The sequence below is a fragment of the uncultured Roseobacter sp. genome, from assembly GCF_947488185.1.
In the GTDB taxonomy this organism is placed as follows: domain Bacteria; phylum Pseudomonadota; class Alphaproteobacteria; order Rhodobacterales; family Rhodobacteraceae; genus Roseobacter.
Genome location: NZ_CANKYM010000002.1, coordinates 1,025,044 through 1,046,286, shown reverse-complemented (window position 1 = coordinate 1,046,286; position 21,243 = coordinate 1,025,044). Strand labels below are relative to the sequence as shown.

28 protein-coding genes are annotated in these 21,243 nt (G+C 61.4%); 6 read left to right on the top strand and 22 right to left on the bottom strand.

The features are described 5' to 3' along the window. Window positions 1-10: 10 nt before the first annotated feature. From Q1A52_RS10965 to fabD, 18 genes are all read right to left on the bottom strand, one after another. Window positions 11-670, bottom strand: a complete 660-nt coding sequence (locus Q1A52_RS10965) for a phage tail tape measure protein (RefSeq protein ID WP_300014767.1) — start codon at window positions 668-670, stop codon at window positions 11-13. After that, window positions 660-869 (bottom strand): rcc01693 family protein, encoded by a 210-nt coding sequence (locus Q1A52_RS10960; RefSeq protein ID WP_300014764.1) that lies wholly within the window; start codon window positions 867-869, stop codon window positions 660-662. Before Q1A52_RS10960 ends, Q1A52_RS10965 begins: the two co-directional genes overlap by 11 nt. Continuing rightward, complete coding sequence (locus Q1A52_RS10955; RefSeq protein ID WP_300014761.1) at window positions 866-1,183, bottom strand: gene transfer agent family protein; 318 nt, start codon at window positions 1,181-1,183, stop codon at window positions 866-868. The genes Q1A52_RS10960 and Q1A52_RS10955 overlap by 4 nt, the downstream gene beginning before the upstream one ends. A gap of 2 nt (window positions 1,184-1,185) precedes the next feature. Further along, a complete protein-coding gene (locus tag Q1A52_RS10950) occupies window positions 1,186-1,599 on the bottom strand; it encodes a phage major tail protein, TP901-1 family (RefSeq protein WP_299962085.1) in 414 nt (137 codons plus the stop codon). A 28-nt stretch (window positions 1,600-1,627) separates the two neighbouring features. Continuing rightward, window positions 1,628-2,038, bottom strand: coding sequence for a DUF3168 domain-containing protein (locus tag Q1A52_RS10945; protein WP_300014757.1), 411 nt, complete (start codon window positions 2,036-2,038; stop codon window positions 1,628-1,630). After that, on the bottom strand, window positions 2,035-2,373 hold the full coding sequence (locus tag Q1A52_RS10940; protein ID WP_300014754.1) for a phage head closure protein: 339 nt from the start codon (window positions 2,371-2,373) through the stop codon (window positions 2,035-2,037). The genes Q1A52_RS10945 and Q1A52_RS10940 overlap by 4 nt, the downstream gene beginning before the upstream one ends. Next, on the bottom strand, window positions 2,370-2,969 hold the full coding sequence (locus tag Q1A52_RS10935) for a head-tail connector protein (protein ID WP_300014750.1): 600 nt from the start codon (window positions 2,967-2,969) through the stop codon (window positions 2,370-2,372). Before Q1A52_RS10935 ends, Q1A52_RS10940 begins: the two co-directional genes overlap by 4 nt. Before the next feature lie 159 nt (window positions 2,970-3,128). Further along, window positions 3,129-4,307, bottom strand: a complete 1,179-nt coding sequence (locus tag Q1A52_RS10930; RefSeq protein ID WP_300014747.1) for a phage major capsid protein — start codon at window positions 4,305-4,307, stop codon at window positions 3,129-3,131. Between the two features lie 70 nt (window positions 4,308-4,377). Then, window positions 4,378-4,935 (bottom strand): HK97 family phage prohead protease, encoded by a 558-nt coding sequence (locus tag Q1A52_RS10925; protein WP_300014744.1) that lies wholly within the window; start codon window positions 4,933-4,935, stop codon window positions 4,378-4,380. 35 nt (window positions 4,936-4,970) lie between these two features. Then, window positions 4,971-5,192, bottom strand: coding sequence for a hypothetical protein (locus tag Q1A52_RS10920; RefSeq protein WP_195822524.1), 222 nt, complete (start codon window positions 5,190-5,192; stop codon window positions 4,971-4,973). Continuing rightward, window positions 5,185-6,363 (bottom strand): phage portal protein, encoded by a 1,179-nt coding sequence (locus Q1A52_RS10915; protein ID WP_300014740.1) that lies wholly within the window; start codon window positions 6,361-6,363, stop codon window positions 5,185-5,187. The genes Q1A52_RS10920 and Q1A52_RS10915 overlap by 8 nt, the downstream gene beginning before the upstream one ends. 179 nt (window positions 6,364-6,542) lie before the next feature. Next, window positions 6,543-7,769, bottom strand: a complete 1,227-nt coding sequence (locus tag Q1A52_RS10910; protein WP_366523778.1) for a terminase family protein — start codon at window positions 7,767-7,769, stop codon at window positions 6,543-6,545. A gap of 680 nt (window positions 7,770-8,449) precedes the next feature. Beyond that, window positions 8,450-9,616, bottom strand: coding sequence for an endolytic transglycosylase MltG (gene mltG, locus Q1A52_RS10905; RefSeq protein ID WP_300014734.1), 1,167 nt, complete (start codon window positions 9,614-9,616; stop codon window positions 8,450-8,452). Further along, on the bottom strand, window positions 9,616-10,875 hold the full coding sequence (fabF, locus tag Q1A52_RS10900; RefSeq protein ID WP_300014731.1) for a beta-ketoacyl-ACP synthase II: 1,260 nt from the start codon (window positions 10,873-10,875) through the stop codon (window positions 9,616-9,618). The genes mltG and fabF overlap by 1 nt, the downstream gene beginning before the upstream one ends. A gap of 81 nt (window positions 10,876-10,956) precedes the next feature. Further along, on the bottom strand, window positions 10,957-11,490 hold the full coding sequence (locus Q1A52_RS10895) for a GNAT family N-acetyltransferase (RefSeq protein WP_300014728.1): 534 nt from the start codon (window positions 11,488-11,490) through the stop codon (window positions 10,957-10,959). Window positions 11,491-11,655: 165 nt separating this feature from the next. Continuing rightward, window positions 11,656-11,889, bottom strand: a complete 234-nt coding sequence (locus Q1A52_RS10890) for an acyl carrier protein (RefSeq protein ID WP_066009325.1) — start codon at window positions 11,887-11,889, stop codon at window positions 11,656-11,658. 251 nt (window positions 11,890-12,140) lie between these two features. After that, window positions 12,141-12,878: a 3-oxoacyl-[acyl-carrier-protein] reductase gene (gene fabG, locus Q1A52_RS10885; RefSeq protein ID WP_300014725.1), complete on the bottom strand. Its 738-nt coding sequence runs from the start codon at window positions 12,876-12,878 to the stop codon at window positions 12,141-12,143. 9 nt (window positions 12,879-12,887) lie between these two features. Beyond that, window positions 12,888-13,820 carry an ACP S-malonyltransferase gene (gene fabD / locus Q1A52_RS10880; protein WP_300014722.1) on the bottom strand — a complete coding sequence of 311 codons (933 nt, stop codon included), beginning with the start codon at window positions 13,818-13,820 and terminating at the stop codon, window positions 12,888-12,890. A gap of 190 nt (window positions 13,821-14,010) precedes the next feature. Here fabD and Q1A52_RS10875 point away from each other — a divergent pair, with 190 nt between their 5' ends. Further along, entirely contained in the window at window positions 14,011-15,210 is a 1,200-nt protein-coding gene (locus Q1A52_RS10875; RefSeq protein WP_300014719.1) for a cytochrome b/b6 domain-containing protein, read from the top strand. A 68-nt stretch (window positions 15,211-15,278) separates the two neighbouring features. Here Q1A52_RS10875 and Q1A52_RS10870 read toward each other — a convergent pair whose 3' ends face one another. Next, window positions 15,279-15,851, bottom strand: coding sequence for a YceI family protein (locus Q1A52_RS10870; RefSeq protein ID WP_299776754.1), 573 nt, complete (start codon window positions 15,849-15,851; stop codon window positions 15,279-15,281). A 144-nt stretch (window positions 15,852-15,995) separates the two neighbouring features. Next, entirely contained in the window at window positions 15,996-16,484 is a 489-nt protein-coding gene (locus Q1A52_RS10865; protein WP_299830548.1) for a hypothetical protein, read from the bottom strand. Window positions 16,485-16,755: 271 nt separating this feature from the next. Here Q1A52_RS10865 and rpsF point away from each other — a divergent pair, with 271 nt between their 5' ends. From rpsF to rplI, 3 genes are read left to right on the top strand one after another with little or no spacing between them, the layout of a single operon-like run. Beyond that, on the top strand, window positions 16,756-17,109 hold the full coding sequence (rpsF, locus tag Q1A52_RS10860; protein ID WP_300014716.1) for a 30S ribosomal protein S6: 354 nt from the start codon (window positions 16,756-16,758) through the stop codon (window positions 17,107-17,109). A gap of 26 nt (window positions 17,110-17,135) precedes the next feature. After that, window positions 17,136-17,363 (top strand): 30S ribosomal protein S18, encoded by a 228-nt coding sequence (gene rpsR / locus Q1A52_RS10855; RefSeq protein WP_005982441.1) that lies wholly within the window; start codon window positions 17,136-17,138, stop codon window positions 17,361-17,363. A gap of 10 nt (window positions 17,364-17,373) precedes the next feature. Next, a complete protein-coding gene (gene rplI / locus Q1A52_RS10850; protein WP_300014713.1) occupies window positions 17,374-18,021 on the top strand; it encodes a 50S ribosomal protein L9 in 648 nt (215 codons plus the stop codon). A gap of 98 nt (window positions 18,022-18,119) precedes the next feature. Here the strand turns inward: rplI and Q1A52_RS10845 are convergent, their stop codons facing one another. Further along, entirely contained in the window at window positions 18,120-18,278 is a 159-nt protein-coding gene (locus tag Q1A52_RS10845) for a hypothetical protein (protein WP_299869531.1), read from the bottom strand. 140 nt (window positions 18,279-18,418) lie between these two features. On the opposite strand from Q1A52_RS10845, the gene Q1A52_RS10840 reads away from it, so the two are divergent. Together Q1A52_RS10840 and Q1A52_RS10835 are read left to right on the top strand one after the other, a co-directional pair. Then, on the top strand, window positions 18,419-18,952 hold the full coding sequence (locus tag Q1A52_RS10840; RefSeq protein ID WP_300014710.1) for an AAA family ATPase: 534 nt from the start codon (window positions 18,419-18,421) through the stop codon (window positions 18,950-18,952). A gap of 162 nt (window positions 18,953-19,114) precedes the next feature. Next, window positions 19,115-19,531, top strand: a complete 417-nt coding sequence (locus tag Q1A52_RS10835; protein ID WP_300014986.1) for a lytic transglycosylase domain-containing protein — start codon at window positions 19,115-19,117, stop codon at window positions 19,529-19,531. 203 nt (window positions 19,532-19,734) lie between these two features. On the opposite strand, the gene tig is transcribed toward Q1A52_RS10835, so the two are convergent. After that, window positions 19,735-21,066, bottom strand: coding sequence for a trigger factor (tig, locus tag Q1A52_RS10830; protein WP_300014707.1), 1,332 nt, complete (start codon window positions 21,064-21,066; stop codon window positions 19,735-19,737). Between the last annotated feature and the right edge of the window lie 177 nt (window positions 21,067-21,243).

Here is a 21,243-nt window from a genome sequence, read left to right as displayed (position 1 = left end):
TCCCCTCGCGTTACCGGTTGCGTTGCCCGCGCCCCAAGGCACGGGTCATCTGGGCAGCGATCTGCCCCTGACTGCGTTGGAACCCCTGAACGTCGGGGGTCGAGATATTCATCACGACGGTCTGACCACCGCCGCCCGCACCGCGCACGCCGAGTTTGCCGTCCGGACCGCGGGCCAGCGGCATGATGGCCTCCGGACCGGCCTCACCCATCACGCCCATACCGCCACGCATGCCAAAAGGTGTGGCACCGCTGACGATCCCACCGGTTGCAAAGGGCATCACACGACCCTGACTAAAAGGGGCGCCATCTGCAAAGGGCAGAATACTACCCAACAACCCGTCGACACCCTGCGCCAACAGCCCACCGGCATGCTTTGTCACCGGGTTGATGGCGGCGCTATAGGCCGTTTCTACCATGCTGTTGGCAAGGGTGTTCAACGCGTCCGATAGACTCGCCCCATCGAAAACGACTCCATCGAACGCACGCCGCAATCCGCGGGTCAGGCCGCGTTCCAGGGCCGCAATATCGCGCCCCGTCGCTTCCAGCGACGTCTTCATCCGCCGCAGTTCGCTATCGAACCCCGAGACGAGAACACTGGTCTGGCCCAACGTGTCGTTTAGCCCCTCCGCGCGCCCTTCCAGATCTTCAAAACCGCTCTCATCCGTCATCGCAATCGTCCTTATTGTCCTTGTCCGGATAGGCCGTCATCAGGGCCTCCAAACCGGTGCTCAACAGCGGTCCGGATTTTGTCGGATCGCCCAGCATCAACTGAAATTCGGCAGGTGTCAGCGCCCAGAACACATCCGGATGCAAGCCAACTCCACGCAGGCCCACCCGCATCAGGGCGGGCCAGTCCAGCCGGCTCATGCCGCAGGCACCGTGAAGGCCCGCGCCAAAAGCTCTGCCGCTGCCTTTGCTGCTGCGATCGGACCGCCTTCGATCTGTGCATGGTAAAGGGCATCATCGGACACCCCGCATTTCCCACCCGTCAGCCCCGCGCGTAACAGCGCAAGGACATCCTGACTGGTGAAACTCCCGCCTTCAAAACGCTCGACCATCGCCATCAGCGAATCCGCCTCCAGCGCGGCCTCCAACTCTGCCAGCGCCCCCAATGTCAGACGCATCACATGAGACTGACCATCTATGATCAAGGCGACATCGCCCCTCCAGGGATTTGCCATGATCAGATCGCCGTGAAGCTCAGAGAACCAGCACTGGCCAACGACAACTCATAAGTTGCCTCGCCATTGTGGCTGCCCCCGTACTCAATGGAGGTCACCTGGAACGGCCCCTCGACAATGCCGAAATCGGGGATCACGACCTGAAAGCTCGGCGCCTCGCCGTCAAAGAACAGCTGACGCGCGCGCTCGTCGGTATCCGCGTCGCGGAACACGCCCGACCCGCTGATCGACACCGACCGCACTCCCGCACCGGACAGCAGCTCGCGCCACCCGCCCTGGCTCTCCAGGCTGGTGATATCAATCGTTTCGGCGTTGAAACTGACCCGCGTGGCACGCAGACCTGCCAGTGTGGTGAACGAACCGCTGTCCGTCATGTCGACCTTCACCAAAAGGTCTTTTCCGTTCTGAGCACCCATGGGTTATCTCCTGTTTGAAGTCTAAAGGTTATTCATCTTCGACGCGGGCTCGAAACCGCATCCGGATCTCGCGCCCGGCATTGGAGTCGATCCGCCGGGCCTCGGCCCGCTGAAATCTGAGAAAGACAAGACGCCCTCGGCTCAGCACCAGATCACTGTCTTGCAACGCGTCCGAGATCGCTGTTGCAACTGCCTTGGCACCGGTAAATCCGGGCTGTTTGGTGAAGACTGAAATCTCGACCGTATGCAGCGCGCCGTTACCGGTCTGATCGGACGCATCACGCGCCTGCTCCCGCCCGAGACTCACGTAGGTTTCGGGCAAATCACCACTGGGTACCGCATCATAGACATCCCGGCCGATCAATCCGCCAAGGGTCGCATCATTAACGAGGGCCTCGTATATGGCGGCCTGAAGCGCGCCCGACATGGCGTAACTCATACCGTACTCTCCTCTGTTGCAAAGCAGGTGATGTACCGGCCATTTGCATCATTCTCAGCCACGGCCTTGATGACGAACACCCGCTCACCTTCGCGAAATCGCTGCTCCGGCCTTGGCCGCTTGGCATCTCCGAAGGGCGCACCCCGGACGACGATCTTGTAGCTCATGGCCGAAACTGGTGCGCCGGACTGCGCGAGCTCCCGACCGGAACGCTCGGTGACCTGCGCCCAAAGCGTCCCGAGCGGCTGCCAGGTTTCGACATATCCGCCCGCGCCATCCTCAATCCGCTGAGGGGCCTCGAGCACAAGCTGGCGGTTCAGACGAGGCGTTTTCACAGGATCGCTCCCGGCCCGAGGCGCATCACCTTGTAACGTTCGATCAGGCTGCTGACGCCAAAGGGCATGCAGCCATCGCTCAGGGATGTCTCGTCGCGATACTCGTAGTAATGCGCGGCCAGCAACAACACTGCCTGACGCAAGTCGGCGGGCAGATCCTGCCACGTCGGACCGTAGCCCGCCTCGAACTCGATGGAGGCCGACCCGTTTTGCGGGATCACTGGCAGGCACGCACCAACGGACCGCAAACGGGGCCGCTGACTGTCGCGCTGCAGCCAGTACTGCGTGGCATCAATCTCGGTTTCGCTGCCATCGCGTGCAATGGTCGACAGTCGCGTCAGCGCCGAAATCGGTGCAACCGGCAGGATCTGCGAATCCCGATCGCGCCAGAAGGTCAGCGACCAGCTAAAAGGCCGGGTCATCAAGACCTTGCCGGTGCGCGATTCAATCGCCGCCATGGCCGCCCGCAAAAACCCGCTCAATACCTCGTCTTGCGCAGAATCCTGACCAAAGCTGGTGCCCAGCCGCAGATGCGCTTTGAATTCATCGACTGGTAGGGCCGCATCCGGCACCGTCGTTTCTTCGATCAACATCATCGAATGTCTCCAATTACTTGTGCTCCACCACTCAGGAACCGGGCGCGCACCCATCTGCATTGCTCGGTCGGAGGGGAGCAGCTAGACAACACAAACGTTCCGGCACGCACCCGGCCCGGCACCAGGGGGCATCCCCCGGCACCGGTATCGTCACATCCTTCAGGAGGTGCCGAATTTCAGCAGCTTGATCGCGGCATAGTCGCTCACATCACCGCCCACGCGCTTGGTCGCATAGAAAAGGACATGCGGCTTGGCGCTGAACGGGTCACGCAGAACACGCAGATCGGGGCGCTCGGCAATGGTGTAGCCGTTTGCAAAGTCGCCAAAGGCAATCGCATTCGCGTCCGTCGCCGCATCAGGCATGTCCTCGGCGATCAGCACCGGATAGCCCATCAGACGCGCAGGTTCTGCCGTTGCCAGACCATCCGACCACAGGAAGCGGCCGTCATTGTCCTTGAGCTTGCGCACCAGACCCGCTGTCTTGGAGTTCATCACGAAGGTTGCATTGGCGCGGTATTCCGCCCCCAGCGCATAGACCAGGTCGATGATCGCATCCGCGTTTACGTCGCCATTCTGACCAGTGGGAACGTAGCCGAGGTTACCCCAGGTCCAGACGTCGTTGTCGACGGAGGCGTGGCTCAGAAAGCCCATGGGCTTATCGGTACCGTCACCGTTAACGAAGGCTGCGGCTTCGGCCCGCGCAAACTTGTCTGCGATGCGGCTTGCCAACCATGTCTCGATGTCAAAGGCGCTGTCATCCAGCAGACGCTGGGATGCTTTCGGCAGCGCGCTCAGCTCGTGCAGCGGAATGGTGATGCGGTCGAGCTGCGGGGTGTCCGTTTCCGTTGTGGTACCGGCCTCGGTCGCCCAGCCTGCACCCACATCGGTGTGATCCACCAGAACGTCATAGGACGTCGCCTCGACATTCACCACGGCGGCAATGGATCGGATGGACGCGGTTGCGTTCAGAACCGATTTCACCGTGTCCGACGTCTGCGGATCGACCAGATAGCCGCCGTCCGAGTTCACCGCCGTCGAGAGTGATTTCACATCCATCTCAAGGCCGCGCAGACCATCATCATCGCCGGAACGCAGATACGCGTTAAAGGCCTTCTGATGGGGTGCGCCAGCATCGACAGCGCCTGCAAGAGGGCTGCGTTGGGGAGTGTGTGTCTTTCGGTCCAGCATGGTCAGTCGCTCTTCTGTTTGTTGAAGTTTCGATTCAATTTCGGTTTGGAAGCTTTTGAAATCAGTGACAAAGCCGGTCACGGCCTGCCTGACATCCTCAGCGGGGGACAAACCTTCCCCACCCGCCGCCTTCGGTGCGGTCTTGCTCATGGGCAAATCCTCTATGTGGTAGTGTGAGAGCCGCACGAACCCCTCGTGCGACCCGGACGACAGGTGCGCGTTAGCGGCGCGCCAGATCAGCGCGCGCGCCTGCGAAGACGGCGGCCATGTCGCGCAGGGAACGGTCAAGGTCGGTCTCCTCCGACTTGCCCGCAACCCGCGCACTGGGCAGCATCGGGAAGGTCACCAGTGACACCTCCCAAAGCTCCAGTTCGGTCAAGAGCCGTTGGCCCTTGGAATTCTTGGTGGCTTTGCGGGTGCGATACCCGATGGACAGCCCGTCGATCGCCCCGGCCTCGATCAGCGCTGCGGCCTCGCGCCCCTTGGCGACACTGTCGAGCAGACGCCCCTTCACCCAGAGGCCCTTGCCATCTTCGCGCACCTCATCCCAGATCCCGATGGGCAGGGTCGGATCGTGCTGCCACAGCATCTTCACCTTGGTGCCCTTGGCCGTCAGCGTCGACAGCGAGGCAGCATAAGCCCCCGCCGCAACCACGTCATTGCCCTGATCCACCGCGCCGAAAAGGCTGGCATATCCGCTGATCACGCAACCGTCTTCGACGGCCAGCGCATCGCCAAATCGGGCGAACTTGCGCTCCAGCCCTGTCTCAATATCCATGGGTCCACTCCTCATGTTTGTAGTCCTTCCCCCGCTCATGGCACCGCCACCAGCACCGACTGCAGCGCCTGGCCCAGGATCATCGCGACGATCCCGTAAACGGTCAGCCACAGCCTTTTCTCCAACCGCTCCATCATCTCCTCGACCCGGTCGAGCCGACGGATGAGGTTGTCATGCTGGATTTGGGCGACCCGCTCGTGGGCCTGCAACCGCAGCCCCGGCGCACATTCGAACCGCTCAAAACCAGGATCACTCATCGGCGCTCACCGCTGGCAACCCCAGAAGCGCGCGCTTTTCGGCCTGGGTCAGAAAATCCGCCTTGGCCACGCGGCTCCACTGGGCATCGCGTTCCGCCGCCAGCGCATGCACCTGATCCAGATCCGGCTTCAGCATCAGCTGCGCGCCCGTATGCCCGGCCAACCACTGCGCCAGCGCCGCCGTCACACGTGTCGCCAAGGGCAACACCGTCAGGCGATAGAAAGCGCGGTGCGCTTCCTGATAGTTGGCGTATGTCGCGTCGCCCTGAATACCCAGCAGCATGGGCGGCACACCAAAGGCCAGTGCGATCTCCCGCGCGGCGGCTTCCTTGGTCTTCTGGAACTCCATGTCGGACGGCGAAAAGCCCATCGGTTTCCAGTCAAGCCCCCCTTCGAGCAGCATCGGACGGCCCGCATTGCGCGCGCCCTGATGATGGCTCTCCATCTCGTTCACGAGGCGCTCGTACTGGTCGTGCGCCATGGTGCCCTGCCCCTCGGCACCCCGGTAGACAATCGCCCCCGACGGACGCGCCGCATTGTCCAGCAGCGCCTTGGACCAGCGGCTGGCAGAATTGTGCACATCCAGCGCCATGGCCGCCGCCTGCATCGGGCTGAAGCCATAATGGTCATCCTGCGGGTGAAAACTCTTGATATGGCAGACAGGCACCTGCGCGCCGCTGGCATCAAAACGATGTTTGCGCCCGCCCACGGCATATTCATAGGCAATCGGCCAGCCGTCAGCACCCGGCACCACGCTCATGCGGTCCGACCGCAGAACATGCAGCTCCACCGGCGCTGCTTCCTCATTCACCACCGCTTCGACATAACCATTCCCGGTCAGCAGCAGCTGGGCGTAAAGCGCTTCGAGCAATTCCGCCCGGCCCTGCATCGGGTTGGGCCGCGCCACCAGATCAATCAGCGGATGCATGTCATAGCGCTGCTCACTGTCCTGCAGCACCAGCGGCAAGGCCGCTGCCGCCTCGGCAATCAGCTTGACCGACCGAAACCCAACCGGGTTGCCGGAAAACCCCGTCCGGGTCAGCGACACGGCATCGCGCGGGCTCCAGGCCACGCGGCCCGAGGTCTGGTAGGCCACGACAGGCCCGGTGGCGCTCGCTTTCTGCTCCGGAGCGTCCAGCGGTGCACCGCGCTTTAGAAAGTCAAAAACCATGTCGTTTGCTCCTCATGTGATCGCCCGCATGCCAAATGCGCCCGCGCCTATGATCTGCGTGGCGGGGCTGATCTTGCTTGCTCGATAATTGTCGAATTCAGATTTCAAAGATGCAAAGGCAGCGTGCGCTGCTGTTAACCCTTGCAGACAAGGCCCAACCACAGAGGGTGGCCAAAACGTTAAAGGGACCGTACGCGCGGGGCGCGCCATTTCGCGACCGGCTCGATCATCAGTTCATGCAGCGCCCAGACCAGCGCATCGACCCGGTCGGGCGAGCCCTTGCCTTCATAGCCCTGCACCGTCATCCGGCACATCTGGTCCTCAAGCCCGTCGAGCTCCGGCATGTGTTTCACCCGCCCCTGTTCATAGAGCGCGGCCACAGGCTCCGCACGCGCCACCTTGCCCCGGCTGGCATGCACGCCCTTGTAGGGCACCAGCGGATCCACCTGCCGCAAAACCTCCTGCACCATCTGACCGCCCTGGTTGACCTCGGCCACCAGCCGGTCCGCGCCGTAGTGTTCCATCGCGGAAATCGCCGCCTGCGCCCAGCCTGCGGGCGTGGCCCCCGCCACCGTGCAATCGGCCAGAACATAGGCTCGCCAATCCTGTGGCGGGCCGGTCATCTTCACCCCGGCCACGACGATCCCGCATTCATCCGATGCAGACCCACCCGTCGTTGCCGGGTCCAGCGCCACAACGATCCGGTCCAGTTCCGGCAGTTTGCGCACCCGGCAGGCCTCAATCCCCGCAGAGGTCCAGAGCGCGCCTTCCGCGTCTTCCAGCAAAACGCCATCCAACTCCTGCCGGCCAAGCCGCGTGCCCTTATAGCGCTCCCGCACCTCTTCGAGGAACGACGCGGCCAGATTGGCGGCATTGGCCTCTGTCGGCGCTTGCGTCAGCACCGTCGAGGGCGATTTCAGCAAGGTCTTCAATACCCCCACATTCCGCGGCGTGGTCGTGACGCAAACCTGCGGTTTCTCCCCAAGCCGCAGCGCGAACTGCAACATATCCCACGTGGCCTCGGCCTTCTTCCACTTGGCCAATTCATCCACCCAGGCGGCATCGAACTGCGGCCCGCGCAACCCCTCAGGGTCAAAGGCCGAATGCACGGTCGCAACCGCGCCATTGGGCCAGACCAGCCTCTTCCGTCCGGCTTCCCACGTCGGGCGCCGGTCGGGCGGCGAACAGGCGAGAATCCCGCTGTCGCCAAAAATCATCACTTCGCGGACCTGATCAAAGGTCTCGCCGACAAGGGCCACACGTCGCGCCCGCCCCTCGTCCATCGGTCGCGCGCCTTCCACCTGCGCACGCACCCATTCGGCGCCCGCACGGGTCTTCCCCGCCCCGCGACCGCCCATGATCACCCAGGACCGCCAGTCTCCCTCCGGCGGCAACTGATGCTCCATTGCCCAGAACTCGAACAAATAAGGGAGAGCCAGAAGCTCTCCCTCAGATAGGTCATTCAGAAATTGGTCCTGTAGGTCGCGGGCAGCGGAGCCGAGCCAGCTTGCACCCAATCGAAGCCCGTGCTCTTTCGAGATCGAGGACATAGCCCCCGTGGGCGATACCTGCGTGTTTTGTGCGGCATTCGACAAGGCGGTTCTCCACTTTCTGGCATGTCTCCAAGAGCGACGCGGCCTGCGTCACTGCCTTGGAGTCCTGCGCTGTCACTGCACCATCCGTTTCGCGGACCCGTTCTTTGAGGTCTTCGAGTTCTTTACGCAAATCTCTGATGGTTCCGATGACCGAGTTCAAAAGGTCTTCGGTTTGCGACTCTACGTGCTCTGGGGTGATTAAAGTCATTCAGGTTTATACCTCTCATGCGCGTAGTCTCCGCACGAGAGAAACGAAAAAACGACCCGTCAGGATCACTCCCGGGGTCGTTTGCCCACTTCTTCTAGCATGTCACAAGTTATACGTGCGACCGTGCGCAAAGTCAAGGAAAATCAGTTTCTTATCAAATGACTACCGTACGGTGCCGTTAACGATTTTCGCGCTGCACCGGCTCGGATCACCCCGTGACTGTCCAGCAAACCACCCGAAACCGGCAGGTAAGGTGGGGCTTGCGCCACCTTAGGCGCAGACCTCAGTTCCCGGAAGGCTGGTTGGCGCGTTCCGCCTCGATCTCACGCCATTTGGCCACGTTCCGGTTATGCTCATCCAGCGTCTCGGCAAAGGCATGCCCGCCCGTGCCATCCGCCACGAAAAACACATAGTCCGTCTCCAGCGGACGCGCCGCCGCTTCAAGGCTCGCGGTGCCCGGATTGGCAATCGGCGTGGGTGGCAGCCCTTCGATCACATAGGTGTTCCACGGCGTCGCCCTGCGCAGCTCGCTTTGCCGCAGCCCACGCCCCAGCACCCCCTTACCTTCGGTCACACCGTAAATCACCGTCGGGTCCGTCTGCAGCCGCATGCCCCGGTTCAACCGATTCACGAAAACGCTGGCCACCTGCCCACGCTCATCGGAGACGCCGGTCTCTTTCTCGATGATTGATGCCAGCACCAGCAGTTCTTCAGGCGTCTCAATCGGCAGGTTTTCATCCCGGTTCAGCCAGGCCTGCGCCACCCGCAATTCCTGCGCGTTTTGCATCTGCGCGATAATCTCCGCCCGGTCATCGCCGGGCCGCACCTCATAGCTGTCCGGTGCCAAGGATCCTTCCGGCGGCAGCTCCTCCACCGACCCTTCAAGCACATCCATCGCCTTGAGGCTTTCCACCACCTGCCAGCTGGTCACACCCTCGGCCAGCGCCACGCGGAACCGCGTATCACGCTCCGCTTTCTTCTCCGTATAAATCTCCGGCGTCTCTTCGTCGGCGGGCGTAAAGCTCGCGCGCTCCTCGAACCGGTTGCTCTGCGGGTCCAGCTCGCGCACCTGCACGCCCAGACGGTTCACCCCGATGCGGTACACCACTTCCGTACCACAGGTGCTCGCCCCGCCGCGTGTCACGATATCCACGATTTCTTCCATCGAGGCACCGGGATCGACCAGAAAGCTCCCGGCTTTCAACTGGCTGGTTTTTTCCGCGTAATCCGCGCCCATGCGGAAGATCGCAGCGGAACTCACCGCCCCCTGATCTTCCAGCGACTGGCTCACCCGCCGCATGTTGCTGCCCCGCTCGACCTGCAAACAAATCGCCTGATCCAGCGGACCCGCAGCCTCGTACTGACCCTTGCCCCACAGGATCACGCCACCGCCCAGAAACAGCAGCACAATCAGCATCGTGACCGCGTTAGAGGCGATGTGCCGCCACATCAGCGCGCCTTCCCAAAGATGACACTGGCGTTGGTGCCGCCAAAACCAAAGGAGTTGGACAGCGCCACATCCACTTTTCGCTCCCGCTTGGCATTGGGCGCGAGATCGATCGGTGTTTCTACCGCAGGGTTGTCGAGGTTGATGGTGGGCGGCGCGACCTGATCGCGGATCGCGAGGATCGAGAAGATCGCCTCGATGGCCCCCGCAGCCCCCAAAAGATGCCCCGTTGCCGATTTCGTCGAGGACATGGTCACATTGCCCGCATGATCGCCCAGCAGGCGCTCCACCGCGCCCAACTCGATGGTATCCGCCATTGTCGAGGTGCCATGCGCGTTGATGTAGTCAATATCCGTCGGCTCCAACCCGGCGTTCTTCAGCGCCGCGCGCATCGAGCGCTCACCGCCTTCGCCATCCTCGGAAGGTGCTGTGATATGATAGGCGTCTCCCGACAGCCCATAGCCCAACACTTCCGCATAGATTTTCGCCCCACGGGCGCGTGCGTGCTCGTACTCTTCCAACACAACGATGCCCGCGCCCTCGCCCATGACAAACCCGTCCCGGTCTTCATCATAGGGGCGGCTGGCCTTCTGCGGGTCATCCCCGCGCTTGGTGCTGAGCGCCTTGCAGGCATTGAACCCGGCGATTCCGATCTCGCAGATCGCAGCTTCGGCCCCCCCGGCAATCATCACATCCGCGTCGCCATGCTGGATCAGACGGCTCGCATCGCCAATCGCATGCGCTCCTGTGGAACAGGCCGTCACCACCGAATGGTTCGGCCCCTTGAAGCCATATTTGATCGATACCTGACCGGAAATCAGATTGATCAGCGCCCCGGGCACAAAGAAGGGCGAGACCCGGCGCGGGCCCTTTTCATTCATCATGATCGCCGTGTTGGCGATGGAATTCAGCCCGCCAATACCGGAGCCGATCAGCACGCCGGTACGCTCAAGGCTCTCCAGATCATCTGGCTGCCAGCCTGCGTCTTCTACCGCCTGTTGCGCTGCGGCCAGACCAAACATGATGAAGGTATCCACCTTGCGCTGGTCTTTCGGCTCCATATAGGCATCCGCGTTGAACGTGCCATCAGACCCATCCCCCAACGGCACTTCGCAGGCGTATTGCGTCACCAGCTTGCTTGGATCGAACCCGGTGATCGGCCCGGCACCGGACTGCCCGTCCAGAATCCGCGACCAGCTCGCCTCGACTCCATCTGCCAGCGGTGTAACCAGGCCCAGACCTGTGACAACTACTCTGCGCATCGCAATGCCCCTTCCAATTTGGTGCCCCCCCATACAGTGCTGCGCGGTTTTGATGCAAGAGCACTCCGCGCAGAGCCCAGGTTACTGCGGGGGACCTTTCCGCGCCATGAGCCGTGCGGCCGATCCGGCAAACTCCGCATCGCGCATCACCTCATATCCCATCGCCTCGGCAATCTTCAGCGAGGCTTTATGCTCCGGCGCGATCATGCAGACCAGCCGACCGGTCACTACCCTGTCGAACCAATCATGCGCCGCGCGGGCGGCTTCCAGCCCAAGCGCCTGCCCATGGGCATCAGGCGCCAGCACCCAACCGGCCTCCGGGAAGCTGTCGAAATCTTCACCCAAGTCACGCTTGGCGTAGAAAAAACCGACCTGTCCGGACATCTCGGGCGCCCGATGGCGATGGATCGCCCATTGACCGAAGCCCGTAATCTGCCAGTGGCCTGCATTGCGCAGAAACGCATCCCAGGCCTTGCTGCGCGGCCAGGGCTCGCCGTTGATGTGCTCCACCACCTCCGGCATCGACCAAATCTCGGCAAAGCGGCTGAAATCCTCGGGCCGCATACCGCGCAGGGTCAAACGCGAGGTGTTAATCGTGGGTATCGTGCGCGACATTCCGCAACCTCTGCTCTCAGGTCGGGGCTTTGCGCCCTCTGGTGCGAGATTTGCGCAACTCGCCCCTGCAATTCAACCCCTGAGAGAAGGCGAAACAAGAAAAGGCGCCCCTCCTCGCGGAAAGACGCCATTTTCAAAGCAATACCGGGCCGTGCCCGGATGCAATCAGGAAGCTTCGGTAATGAACTTCACCGCGTCGCCAAAGGTCTGGATGGTTTCGGCCGCATCATCCGGAATCTCGATGCCGAACTCTTCTTCGAAGGCCATCACCAGCTCAACAGTGTCGAGGCTGTCCGCGCCGAGGTCGTCGATGAACGAAGCGTTTTCGGTCACCTTGTCCTCTTCAACACCCAGGTGCTCCACAACGATTTTCTTAACGCGATCTGCGATGTCGCTCATAATAGTCCCTCATTCGTTCGGGCCGGAATGGCCCCTTTCGGTTGTCCGCTGCCCCGGTTCATGAAGGGCGAAGCAAACGTTTGCCCCAAAGGGCGGCTCTGTCCGCGTCAGCACGCCTGTCGCTGTGCCGTTTCGGATGGGTCCACGCCCAGATATCTGCACGCGGGGTCAAATTCTGCGCCCCCTTTAGCACAAGCGACACAGATGGCAAACGCATTGTGCACGCAAGGGTTGGCAGGCGCAAATCTGACCTACAACATGGCCATGCCGCCATTCACATGCAAGGTGGTTCCTGTCACATAGCCCGCCTCGGGACTGGCCAGATAGAGCACGGCAGCGCCGATTTCAGCCGGTGTTCCCATGCGCCCGGCAGGAATTTGTCCCATGATTCCAGACTTTTGATCATCGGTCAGCTTGTCGGTCATCGCGGTCTCGATAAATCCCGGCGCCACGGCATTTACGGTGATCCCACGGCTGGCGACCTCATAGGCCAGGCTTTTCGACATGCCGACCATGCCCGCCTTGGAGGCCGCGTAATTGGCTTGGCCCGGGTTGCCCGTGGCCCCCACGACAGACGAGATATTCACGATCCGGCCCCAGCGTGCCTTCATCATGCCGCGCATCACGCCCTTGCAGAGCTTGAAGGTCGCGGTCAGGTTCACGTCCAGCACCGATTGCCATTCCTCATCCGACATCCGCATAAACAGATTGTCGCGCGTGATGCCCGCGTTGTTCACCAGAATATCGACCGACCCCATGGCCTCGGCGGCCTGTTTCGGCAGGGCCTCCACAGCCGCCATATCGCTGAGGTTGCAGGGCAGCACATGGGCGCGGTCGCCCAGTTCTGCGGCCAGTGCCTCCAGCGGCTCCACGCGGGTGCCCGACAGGCCCACAGTCGCTCCGGCGCCATGCAGCAGCCGGGCAATCTCTGCCCCGATGCCGCCCGATGCGCCGGTGACCAGCGCGTTTTTCCCTGTCAGATCAAACATAGATGCCTCTCAAGATTCCAATGCCGCTTTGATGTCGTCCGGCGTGCCCACGGCACGGGTACCCGCCTCCTTGGCGATGCGCCGGATCATCCCGCTCAGCGCCTTGCCCGCGCCGATTTCCCAGAAGTCCGTCACGCCATGCGCCGCCATCCATTCAACGGAGGTTTTCCAACGCACCTGCCCTGTCACCTGTTTGATCAGCAGCGCCTTGATCTCTGCCGGATCGCTGACAGCCTCAGCTGTTACATTGGCGACCAGCGGCACGGACGGGGCCTGCATCGAGACCGCGTCCAGCGCTTCGGCCATTTTCTCCGCCGCAGGCGCCATCAGCGCGCAATGGAATGGCGCCGAGACCGGCAGCATCAGCGCGCGCTTCGCCCCCGCCTCCTTGGCCAGCACACAGGCCCGCTCCACCGCAGCCTTGTCACCCGAGACCACATTCTGCGCGGGGTCGTTTTCATTGGCCACCTGACAGACTTCGCCCTCGGCGGCCTTGGCGGCAACATCCGTCACCGTATCGTAGTCAAGCCCCAACACGGCCGCCATCGCGCCCTGCCCCACGGGCACCGCCTGCTGCATGGCCAGCCCGCGCGTGCGCAACAGTCGCGCGGCGTCCGCCACCGAAAACGTGCCTGCCGCGGCCAACGCGGAGTATTCTCCCAGCGAATGGCCCGCCACATGGCTGACCCGGTCGAGCCCGATCCCCTCGGCCTCCAACGCGCGCAGCGCGGCAATGGAGGTGGCCATCAGCGCGGGCTGCGCATTCTCGGTCAGGGTCAGCGTCTCAATCTCGCCCTCCCAGATCAGATCGCTCAACTTTTCGCCAAGGGCCGCGTCGACCTCGTCGAAAACGGCACGGGCTGCCGGATAGGTCTCGGCCAGGGCCTTGCCCATGCCGATGGTCTGTGCGCCCTGACCGGGAAATACAAATGCGATGCTCATGAAAACGCCACCCCTTTTCGTTTCTTGGCCCCCGGCTTAGCCTGCCCGCGCGGGCGAGGCAACGGCCCTGGTGGTGAAACTGGAAACAGGCAGGATTTGCGGATATGCGCAAAGGCTGTGCGCAAGCCGCCATTGTTCTGCGCTCTCAGACCTCTACTCTATAGGCAACGCAGATTTCCCGGAGTTCCTCATGACGCTGGCCAATACCTCCACCCACTACGGCGCGATCACCAAGACCTTTCACTGGCTGACCGCCTTGCTGATCCTGACGCTGATCCCGCTGGGCATCTATGCCAACGGCCTGCCCTACGACACCTCCGAACAGCTGGCGCAGAAGGCCCTGATGTTTTCGCTGCACAAGACCCTCGGGGTGACCATGTTCTTCGTGGCCCTTGCCCGCATCCTCTGGGCGATCAGCCAACCGAAACCGGGCCTGCTGCACCCGGACCGCAAGATCGAAAGCCTCGCGGCGGAAACCGTGCACTGGCTGCTCTACGGCTCGCTTTTGCTGGTGCCGCTCTCGGGCTGGGTGCATCACGCCGCCACCGATGGGTTCGCGCCGATCTGGTGGCCGCTGGGTCAGAATCTGCCCTTTGTGCCAAAATCCGAAGCGCTGGCCAGCACCGCCGCCGGGCTGCACATCGTGTTCGAACGGGTGCTGGCGGGCGCCATCATTCTGCATTTCGCTGGCGCCATGAAACATCACGTCATCGACAAGGACGCCACCCTGCGCCGGATGCTGCCCGGGCGGCCTGCCGTCACCCTGCCCGCGCATGAGCACCGCATGGCCCTGCCGCTGATCAGCGCGGTGGGGATCTGGGGTGTGGCGCTGGTGATTGGCAGCACCTTGGGTCTTTATGAAAAACACACCGTGGATGTAGCCGCTGCGGAACTGCAGGCGGTCGAATCCGACTGGGCGGTGCAGGACGGCACGCTCCAGATCACGGTGCAGCAGCTTGGCTCCGACGTCACCGGCAGCTTTGCCGACTGGACAGCCGCCATCAGCTTTGACGAAACCGTCGCCGAAGGTGTCGCCGGATCGGTCGATGTGACCATCTCGATCGGCTCGCTGACACTGGGTTCGGTGACCAGTCAGGCGCTTGGGGCGGATTTCTTCAATGCCGAAGCCTTTCCGACGGCGCAGTTCACAGCGGAAATCCTCCGGGACGCGGATGGGTATCTGGCCGATGGCACGCTGACCCTCAAGGATCAGACCATGCCCGTGCAACTGCCGTTTACGCTGGAGCTGGCCGACGGGTTGGCCACGATGCAGGGCAGCACGACGCTGGACCGCCGCGCCTACGGGATCGGCGACAGCCAGAAGGACGAGGCATCAGTGGGGTTCAACGTCGAGGTCCGCATTGACCTGACGGCGCTGAAAGGCGGCTAGGCCCTCGAAAACAGAAAAGGCCGCGCAGCACCGGCGCGGCCTTCATGCGTTTTTCTGGACAGGCGGGCTTACTCCGCCTTCATCGCCTCGATGGAGATGACGATTTCGACTTCGTCACTCACATAGGGCGCGAACGCCCCCAGACCAAAATCAGACCGCAATACGGTGGTGGTCGCATCGAACCCGGCCCAGGGTTTGCCCGCCTGCGGGTGGTCCCCGGTCTGGTTCAACACCGCATCCAAAGTCACCGACTTGGTGACATCATTCATGGTCAGATCGCCGGTGATCGTCGCCGTGTTGTCGCCCGTCACATCGATGGCGGTTGACGCAAACGTGATCATGTCGCCTTCTTCCGCACCGAAGAAATCGTCCGACATGAAGTGACCTTCACGCTTTTCCCACCCGGTGAACATGCTCATCACAGGCATCGACACGGTGACGGAGGACGCGCTGGGGTCTTCTTGATCAAACATGATTTCCCCTTCGAAACCGGAGAACATGCCGTAGGTCGTAGAAAAGCCTAAGTGGTTGTAGCTGAACAAAACCTGGCTGTGGCTGGCATCCAGCACATATTTTTCAGCAGCAGCGGACGCCATGCCCGCAGCGGCGGTCAGGGCTGTGGCGAGAAGAAGCGATTTCATTAAGAGAACCTCCAGTTTATGAATTCATGAAGGAGTATGTGGGTCTTTGGCGCGCCGAGACAATTCCATATGCTCAAACAAGTTCTGCGCGCTGATGAACAACGCGCAGATGGGTCGCCTATCGGCGGAATGTCGCAAATTGGATCAGAGTTTGCCCGCAACCCGGAGCGCGGTGACGAGGCTACGGTGCGCAACGCGGTCGCTGGCGGCCACCTCGGCCAGCAGCGCTTCGTTCTTTCCCCAGAGTTTCACGTAGGTGCCCGAATTTTCCACCCGGGTCAGATCTTTGAACGTGCAGCGATCCAACACGAAGCGATCCTTGCCCCGTGTGCGTACCAGACGCACCTCATGACGGATGGTATCAACCTCGACCTTTGGCGCTGCGGGGCGCGCAAAACCCTGCAACAGGGCGATCCCAGCCATGCCGCCAACGGCAGACGCCAGCAGCTTGAACAGCATCAGTTCATGATCCCAGCTTGCACCGGGGGCAATCCAGAGCCCGATGGCGGTCAGGATCAGGGCAACACCGACAACGCCCTGCGCGCCACGCAAAAGCATGCGACTGCCATCCACGGTCCGCACCGGCTGTGGTGCGATGGAGTCAAAGCTGACGGGATCGACTGTGCTGGACATGTGCTTTCCTCTCTTGGTTAACGAGCACAGAAACCCGCAATCAAGACGCAAATAAGACAGCTTTCGGGCACCGTCAGGGCCATTTCGTGGAGCATTGTGCAAATGCCGTCTATTCCAGCCCGGCCATGCAGGCTTGCGCGTTGCGTTAAAGCGTGTATATCGGCGCTTCCTTTTGCAAAACGATTTAACCGCGCAGTCTCTCGTGGCGGGGCCGCAAAAGGAGTAACGGCCTCACCTTTGAAATGCGCCTTGATATAAATGAGGAAGCTACATGCCTAAATATGAGCATGTTATGATCGCGCGTCAGGACCTGTCCAACACGCAAGCCGAAGGGCTGATCGAACATTTCGGCACAGTTCTGTCCGACAATGGTGGTTCGCTGGTGGATCACGAATACTGGGGCGTCAAAACGATGGCCTATAAGATCAACAAAAACCGCAAGGGCCACTACGCCTTCCTGCGCTCGGATGCCCCTGCACCGGCCGTTCAGGAGATGGAACGCCTGATGCGCCTGCATGACGATGTGATGCGCGTGTTGACCATCAAGGTTGATGATCACGCCGAGCTGCCTTCGGTGCAGATGCAGAAACGCGACGAACGGCCTGACCGCCGTGAGCGCCGTTGATCGACATTAGGACAAGGATATAACCCATGGCCGCTAAACCATTTTTCCGCCGTCGCAAGGTTTGCCCCTTCTCGGGCGACAACGCGCCGAAAATCGACTACAAAGACACACGTCTGCTGCAACGCTACATCTCTGAGCGTGGCAAGATCGTGCCATCCCGTATCACCGCAGTCTCCGCCAAAAAGCAACGCGAACTGGCCCGTGCCATCAAACGCGCCCGCTTCCTCGCGCTGCTGCCCTATGCTGTGAAGTAAGGAGAACACCATGCAAGTTATCCTTCTCGAACGCGTCGCAAAACTGGGTCAGATGGGCGAAGTCGTCGATGTGAAACCCGGCTACGCCCGCAACTTCCTGCTACCGCAGGGCAAGGCACTGTCGGCTTCGAAATCCAACATCGAAGCCTTTGAGCAGCAAAAAGCGCAGCTCGAAGCCCGCAACCTGGAAACCAAGAAAGAAGCGGAATCGCTGGCCGAAAAACTCGACGGACAACAGTTCATCGTGATTCGCTCCGCCTCCGACTCTGGTGCGCTCTACGGCTCCGTCACCACCCGCGACGCAGCAGAGGCCGCGACCGAGGCCGGATTCTCGGTGGACCGCAAGCAGGTTGTTCTGGCGCCGATCAAGGAACTGGGCCTGCACGAAGTGCAAATCGTTCTGCACCCCGAGGTCGATGCGACAATCGAACTGAACGTCGCCCGCTCCCCGGAAGAGGCCGAACTGCAGGCCGCTGGTAAATCCATTCAGGAACTGGCTGCCGAAGAAGAAGCTGCTGCGGAATTCGAAATCGCAGAACTCTTCGAAGACATCGGTGCTGCAACTTCCGATGATGAAGAGCTGGCCGAAGCCGTGGCCGATCCCGCCGAAGAAGACACCGCATCCGGCGATCAGGAAGACACTGCGGGCAAGGCCTGAGAGCCTTCTCGATAAACATGAAAGGCCGGTTGCAGATGCGACCGGCCTTTTTTCTTTCAAGAATGGCAATATACCTGCAACGGTACGGTCGCGACGGCCTACATCAGTCCGGGCATGCCACAATCGGCCGCGTCCAGCTCCAGCACCGGGTCTTTGGGACCGCACTGTTCACCGCTCACCGGATATGTATTGGGCTCCGTGCAAGCCATAAGCCCAAGCGGAAGCGCAAGGAATGTGACGCGTATCAGGTGTTTCATAATCTTACCTTGTTCTTTGTGTTTCCTGTAAACGCTCCTTAGTCTTGTTGGCGGAGACGGGAATTGACCCACGTCAAAGAGACGGCAGGTCACGTCACGTCATCTGGACAGAAGCGTCATTTGGAGAAGTGAACACCGACGTGAACAGGTTTGTTGTGATCTCCGGTTGCTCGGGCGGCGGCAAATCCACACTGCTTGCGGCATTGGCCGCGCGCGGCCACACCGTGATCGAAGAGCCGGGGCGACGGGTCGTCGAACGGGAACAGGAAACCGGGGGAACCGCCCTGCCCTGGACAGACATGCGCGGGTTTCTGGACAAGACGCTCGCCCTGGCCGAGCACGATCTGGCACAAACCCGTGCGGACGGTGGTTGGGTGTTTTTCGACCGGGGTGTGATAGACGCAGTCACAGCCTTGGCGCATGTGACAGGGCAGCCTCTGGCAACTTGGCTCAAGAGCGAGAAACTCTACACGAACCAGGTGTTTCTGACGCCGCCCTGGCCGGAAATTTACAAAACCGACAGCGCCCGCCGCCACGGATTTGACGAAGCCGTTGCCGAGTATGACCGTTTGCAGGACGCCTTTGCGACCTTGGGATATGAGGTGGTGCACCTGCCCAGGATTTCGCCGAGAGAGCGCGCTGAGTTTCTCTTGGAACATCTGCTAAAAGATTGACCGGAAACGGTTTTGAGATCGTCGGCGGAGCCTCGCCCATTGGGGCCGCCGTTCTTGTCCTGCCGATGCAATGGGTCATTATCCAAGCGATAGTATCTCCATCACAGGACCCCATTTGTGTTCACCCGTCGCCATTTTCTCTCCACCGCCTCTGCCTTTGCCCTGACCGCCTGCGGTGCATCGAACCCCGCGCCATTTGAACCGCCCCTTTACCCCAACGAGACGCCCGAACTGCGGCGCCTGATCAACCAATACGCGGACTTCTACGAGTTGCCGCGTCCGCTGGTGCACAAGCTGGCGATCCGCGAGAGCACGCACCGCCCCTGGGCACGCAACGGACCCTACTACGGGTTGCTGCAGATCCTGCCGGAAACCGCGCGCACCATGGGTTTTCGCGGCAAACCGAATGATCTTCTGGATGCGGAAACCAATCTGAAATACGCAGGCAAATACCTGCGCGGCGCATGGCTTCTGTCGGACGGCGATCAGGATACAGCCATCATGTGGTACGCGCGCGGCTACTACTACGAGGCCAGGCGGCGCGGCATGTTGGTCGAAACCGGCCTGCGCCCGGGTTGAATAGGACAGTCGCCGCTCATCTGGTTGCGCGGCATCCGACACTTTCAATTTGATCGCTGATCGCCCTGCGGGGCGTGCCCTTGGACTTTGGCCACTGTAGCCCTTGACAGGACCCCACCGTCCCAGAGCGCGGCAACATGCCAACGAAAAAGGGCCGCTGCACAGTGGCGCGGCCCCTTCATCTTGTCGGCACGCGCCGTGATCTATTCGTCTTCCAGCGCCTCGACAGCCTTTTGAAGATCATCCTTGGAGACTTCTTTCTCCTTGATAGTCGCGTTTTCGAAAACGTGGTCGACAACCTTGTCTTCGAACAGCGGCGCGCGCATCTGCTGCTGCATTTGCTGGTTTTGCTGAACGAATTCAAAGAACTGGCGTTCCTGGCCTGGATACTGACGGGCCTGCGCCATGATCGCCTGCGTCATCTCCGCATCGGTCACTTCCACTTCGGCCTTCTGGCCGATCTCGGCCAGCAGCAGGCCCAGGCGCACGCGGCGCGTGGCCAGCTTGTTGTGCTCTTCCGTGGTTTCGATTTCCGGGTGGTCATGACCCTCCACATCCGGGTTGTCCTCATGCCACAGCTGATGTGCGATCTGCTTGGCTTCGGCCTCGACCAGCGACGGCGGCAGGTCGAAATCCACCTGGCCGTCCAGCGCATCGAGCAGACCGCGCTTCATGACGGCACGGGCCGCACCGGCGTATTCCGCTTCCAGACGCTCGGCAATCTGTGTCTTCAACGCGGCAAGGTCCTCAGCCCCGAATTTGGTGGCCAGCTCGTCATTGATCTCCGCGGCAACGGGCTCTTTCACCTCTTTGATGGTGCACTCAAAAGTGGCTTCCTTGCCCTTGAGATTTTCGGCCTGATAATCCTCGGGGAAAGAAACAGTGACCAGTTTCTCTTCTCCGGCCTTCACGCCCACCAGCTGTTCCTCGAAGCCGGGGATGAAGGAGTTGGAGCCCAGCACCAGCGGATAGTCTTCCGCCGCGCCGCCGTCAAAGGCCTCGCCATCGACCTTGCCGAGGAAGTCCATCACAACCTGATCGCCGTCCTTGGCCTTGGAACCTTTCTTGCGCGCTTTGAAATCCTGCGCGGTTTCGGCCAGGTTGCCCAAGGCTTCGTCAACGGCCGCGTCTTCGGCCTTCACCACCAGCTTCTCAAGCTTGATTTTCGCGTACTCCACGTCGGGAATTTCCGGCAGCGCCTCGTAGGACATGGAAACCTCGACATCGTCGCCCTCTTTCCAGTCCTCATTGGTCATCTTGACCTCCGGCTGCAGCGCGGGCCGGTCCCCCGATGCCTCGAAGTGCTCGTTCATCGCGCCGTCGATGCTTTCCTGCATCGCTTCGCCCATCACACGCTGGCCAAACTGCTTTTTCAGCAGCGCCATTGGCACCTTGCCCTTGCGGAAGCCTTTCATTTCGACCTCAGGCTGCGCCTCGGCCAGCTTTTCATTGACCTTAGCCTCCAGCTCAGCGGCAGTGACCGTGATGGCATAGCCGCGTTTCAGACCTTCGTTCAGCGTCTCGGTGACCTGCATGTGTGCTCCATAGAATAAGGCGCGCCGGGTGGGCGCGGGCATAAAATTTCCGCTCTTCTATGTGGCCCGGGGCAAAGGTGCAAGAGGGCGTTGCGGGCAAAGCGCAGAGCACCAGATCCGCATGCCGGATTTGTTCCTATTGGGCGTTCGCTTTATGGTGACGAGACCACCGGCACC

Excerpts from the sequence above, each read along its gene's own strand:
- fabF (WP_300014731.1), bottom strand. The coding sequence starts at position 10,875 with ATGCGCAGAGTAGTTGTCACAGGTCTGGGCCTGGTTACACCGCTGGCA.
- Q1A52_RS10935 (WP_300014750.1), bottom strand. The coding sequence starts at position 2,969 with ATGATGTTGATCGAAGAAACGACGGTGCCGGATGCGGCCCTACCAGTC.
- Q1A52_RS10910 (WP_366523778.1), bottom strand. The coding sequence starts at position 7,769 with ATGGAGCATCAGTTGCCGCCGGAGGGAGACTGGCGGTCCTGGGTGATC.
- Q1A52_RS10915 (WP_300014740.1), bottom strand. The coding sequence starts at position 6,363 with ATGGTTTTTGACTTTCTAAAGCGCGGTGCACCGCTGGACGCTCCGGAG.
- Q1A52_RS10960 (WP_300014764.1), bottom strand. The coding sequence starts at position 869 with ATGAGCCGGCTGGACTGGCCCGCCCTGATGCGGGTGGGCCTGCGTGGA.
- fabG (WP_300014725.1), bottom strand. The coding sequence starts at position 12,878 with ATGTTTGATCTGACAGGGAAAAACGCGCTGGTCACCGGCGCATCGGGC.
- mltG (WP_300014734.1), bottom strand. The coding sequence starts at position 9,616 with ATGTGGCGGCACATCGCCTCTAACGCGGTCACGATGCTGATTGTGCTG.
- Q1A52_RS10870 (WP_299776754.1), bottom strand. The coding sequence starts at position 15,851 with ATGAAATCGCTTCTTCTCGCCACAGCCCTGACCGCCGCTGCGGGCATG.
- rpsR (WP_005982441.1), top strand. The coding sequence starts at position 17,136 with ATGGCCGCTAAACCATTTTTCCGCCGTCGCAAGGTTTGCCCCTTCTCG.
- Q1A52_RS10845 (WP_299869531.1), bottom strand. The coding sequence starts at position 18,278 with ATGAAACACCTGATACGCGTCACATTCCTTGCGCTTCCGCTTGGGCTT.
- Q1A52_RS10965 (WP_300014767.1), bottom strand. The coding sequence starts at position 670 with ATGACGGATGAGAGCGGTTTTGAAGATCTGGAAGGGCGCGCGGAGGGG.
- Q1A52_RS10930 (WP_300014747.1), bottom strand. The coding sequence starts at position 4,307 with ATGAGCAAGACCGCACCGAAGGCGGCGGGTGGGGAAGGTTTGTCCCCC.
- Q1A52_RS10950 (WP_299962085.1), bottom strand. The coding sequence starts at position 1,599 with ATGGGTGCTCAGAACGGAAAAGACCTTTTGGTGAAGGTCGACATGACG.
- Q1A52_RS10920 (WP_195822524.1), bottom strand. The coding sequence starts at position 5,192 with ATGAGTGATCCTGGTTTTGAGCGGTTCGAATGTGCGCCGGGGCTGCGG.
- fabD (WP_300014722.1), bottom strand. The coding sequence starts at position 13,820 with ATGAGCATCGCATTTGTATTTCCCGGTCAGGGCGCACAGACCATCGGC.
- Q1A52_RS10895 (WP_300014728.1), bottom strand. The coding sequence starts at position 11,490 with ATGTCGCGCACGATACCCACGATTAACACCTCGCGTTTGACCCTGCGC.
- Q1A52_RS10925 (WP_300014744.1), bottom strand. The coding sequence starts at position 4,935 with ATGGATATTGAGACAGGGCTGGAGCGCAAGTTCGCCCGATTTGGCGAT.
- Q1A52_RS10945 (WP_300014757.1), bottom strand. The coding sequence starts at position 2,038 with ATGAGTTACGCCATGTCGGGCGCGCTTCAGGCCGCCATATACGAGGCC.
- Q1A52_RS10875 (WP_300014719.1), top strand. The coding sequence starts at position 14,011 with ATGACGCTGGCCAATACCTCCACCCACTACGGCGCGATCACCAAGACC.
- Q1A52_RS10955 (WP_300014761.1), bottom strand. The coding sequence starts at position 1,183 with ATGGCAAATCCCTGGAGGGGCGATGTCGCCTTGATCATAGATGGTCAG.
- Q1A52_RS10865 (WP_299830548.1), bottom strand. The coding sequence starts at position 16,484 with ATGTCCAGCACAGTCGATCCCGTCAGCTTTGACTCCATCGCACCACAG.
- tig (WP_300014707.1), bottom strand. The coding sequence starts at position 21,066 with ATGCAGGTCACCGAGACGCTGAACGAAGGTCTGAAACGCGGCTATGCC.
- rplI (WP_300014713.1), top strand. The coding sequence starts at position 17,374 with ATGCAAGTTATCCTTCTCGAACGCGTCGCAAAACTGGGTCAGATGGGC.
- rpsF (WP_300014716.1), top strand. The coding sequence starts at position 16,756 with ATGCCTAAATATGAGCATGTTATGATCGCGCGTCAGGACCTGTCCAAC.
- Q1A52_RS10890 (WP_066009325.1), bottom strand. The coding sequence starts at position 11,889 with ATGAGCGACATCGCAGATCGCGTTAAGAAAATCGTTGTGGAGCACCTG.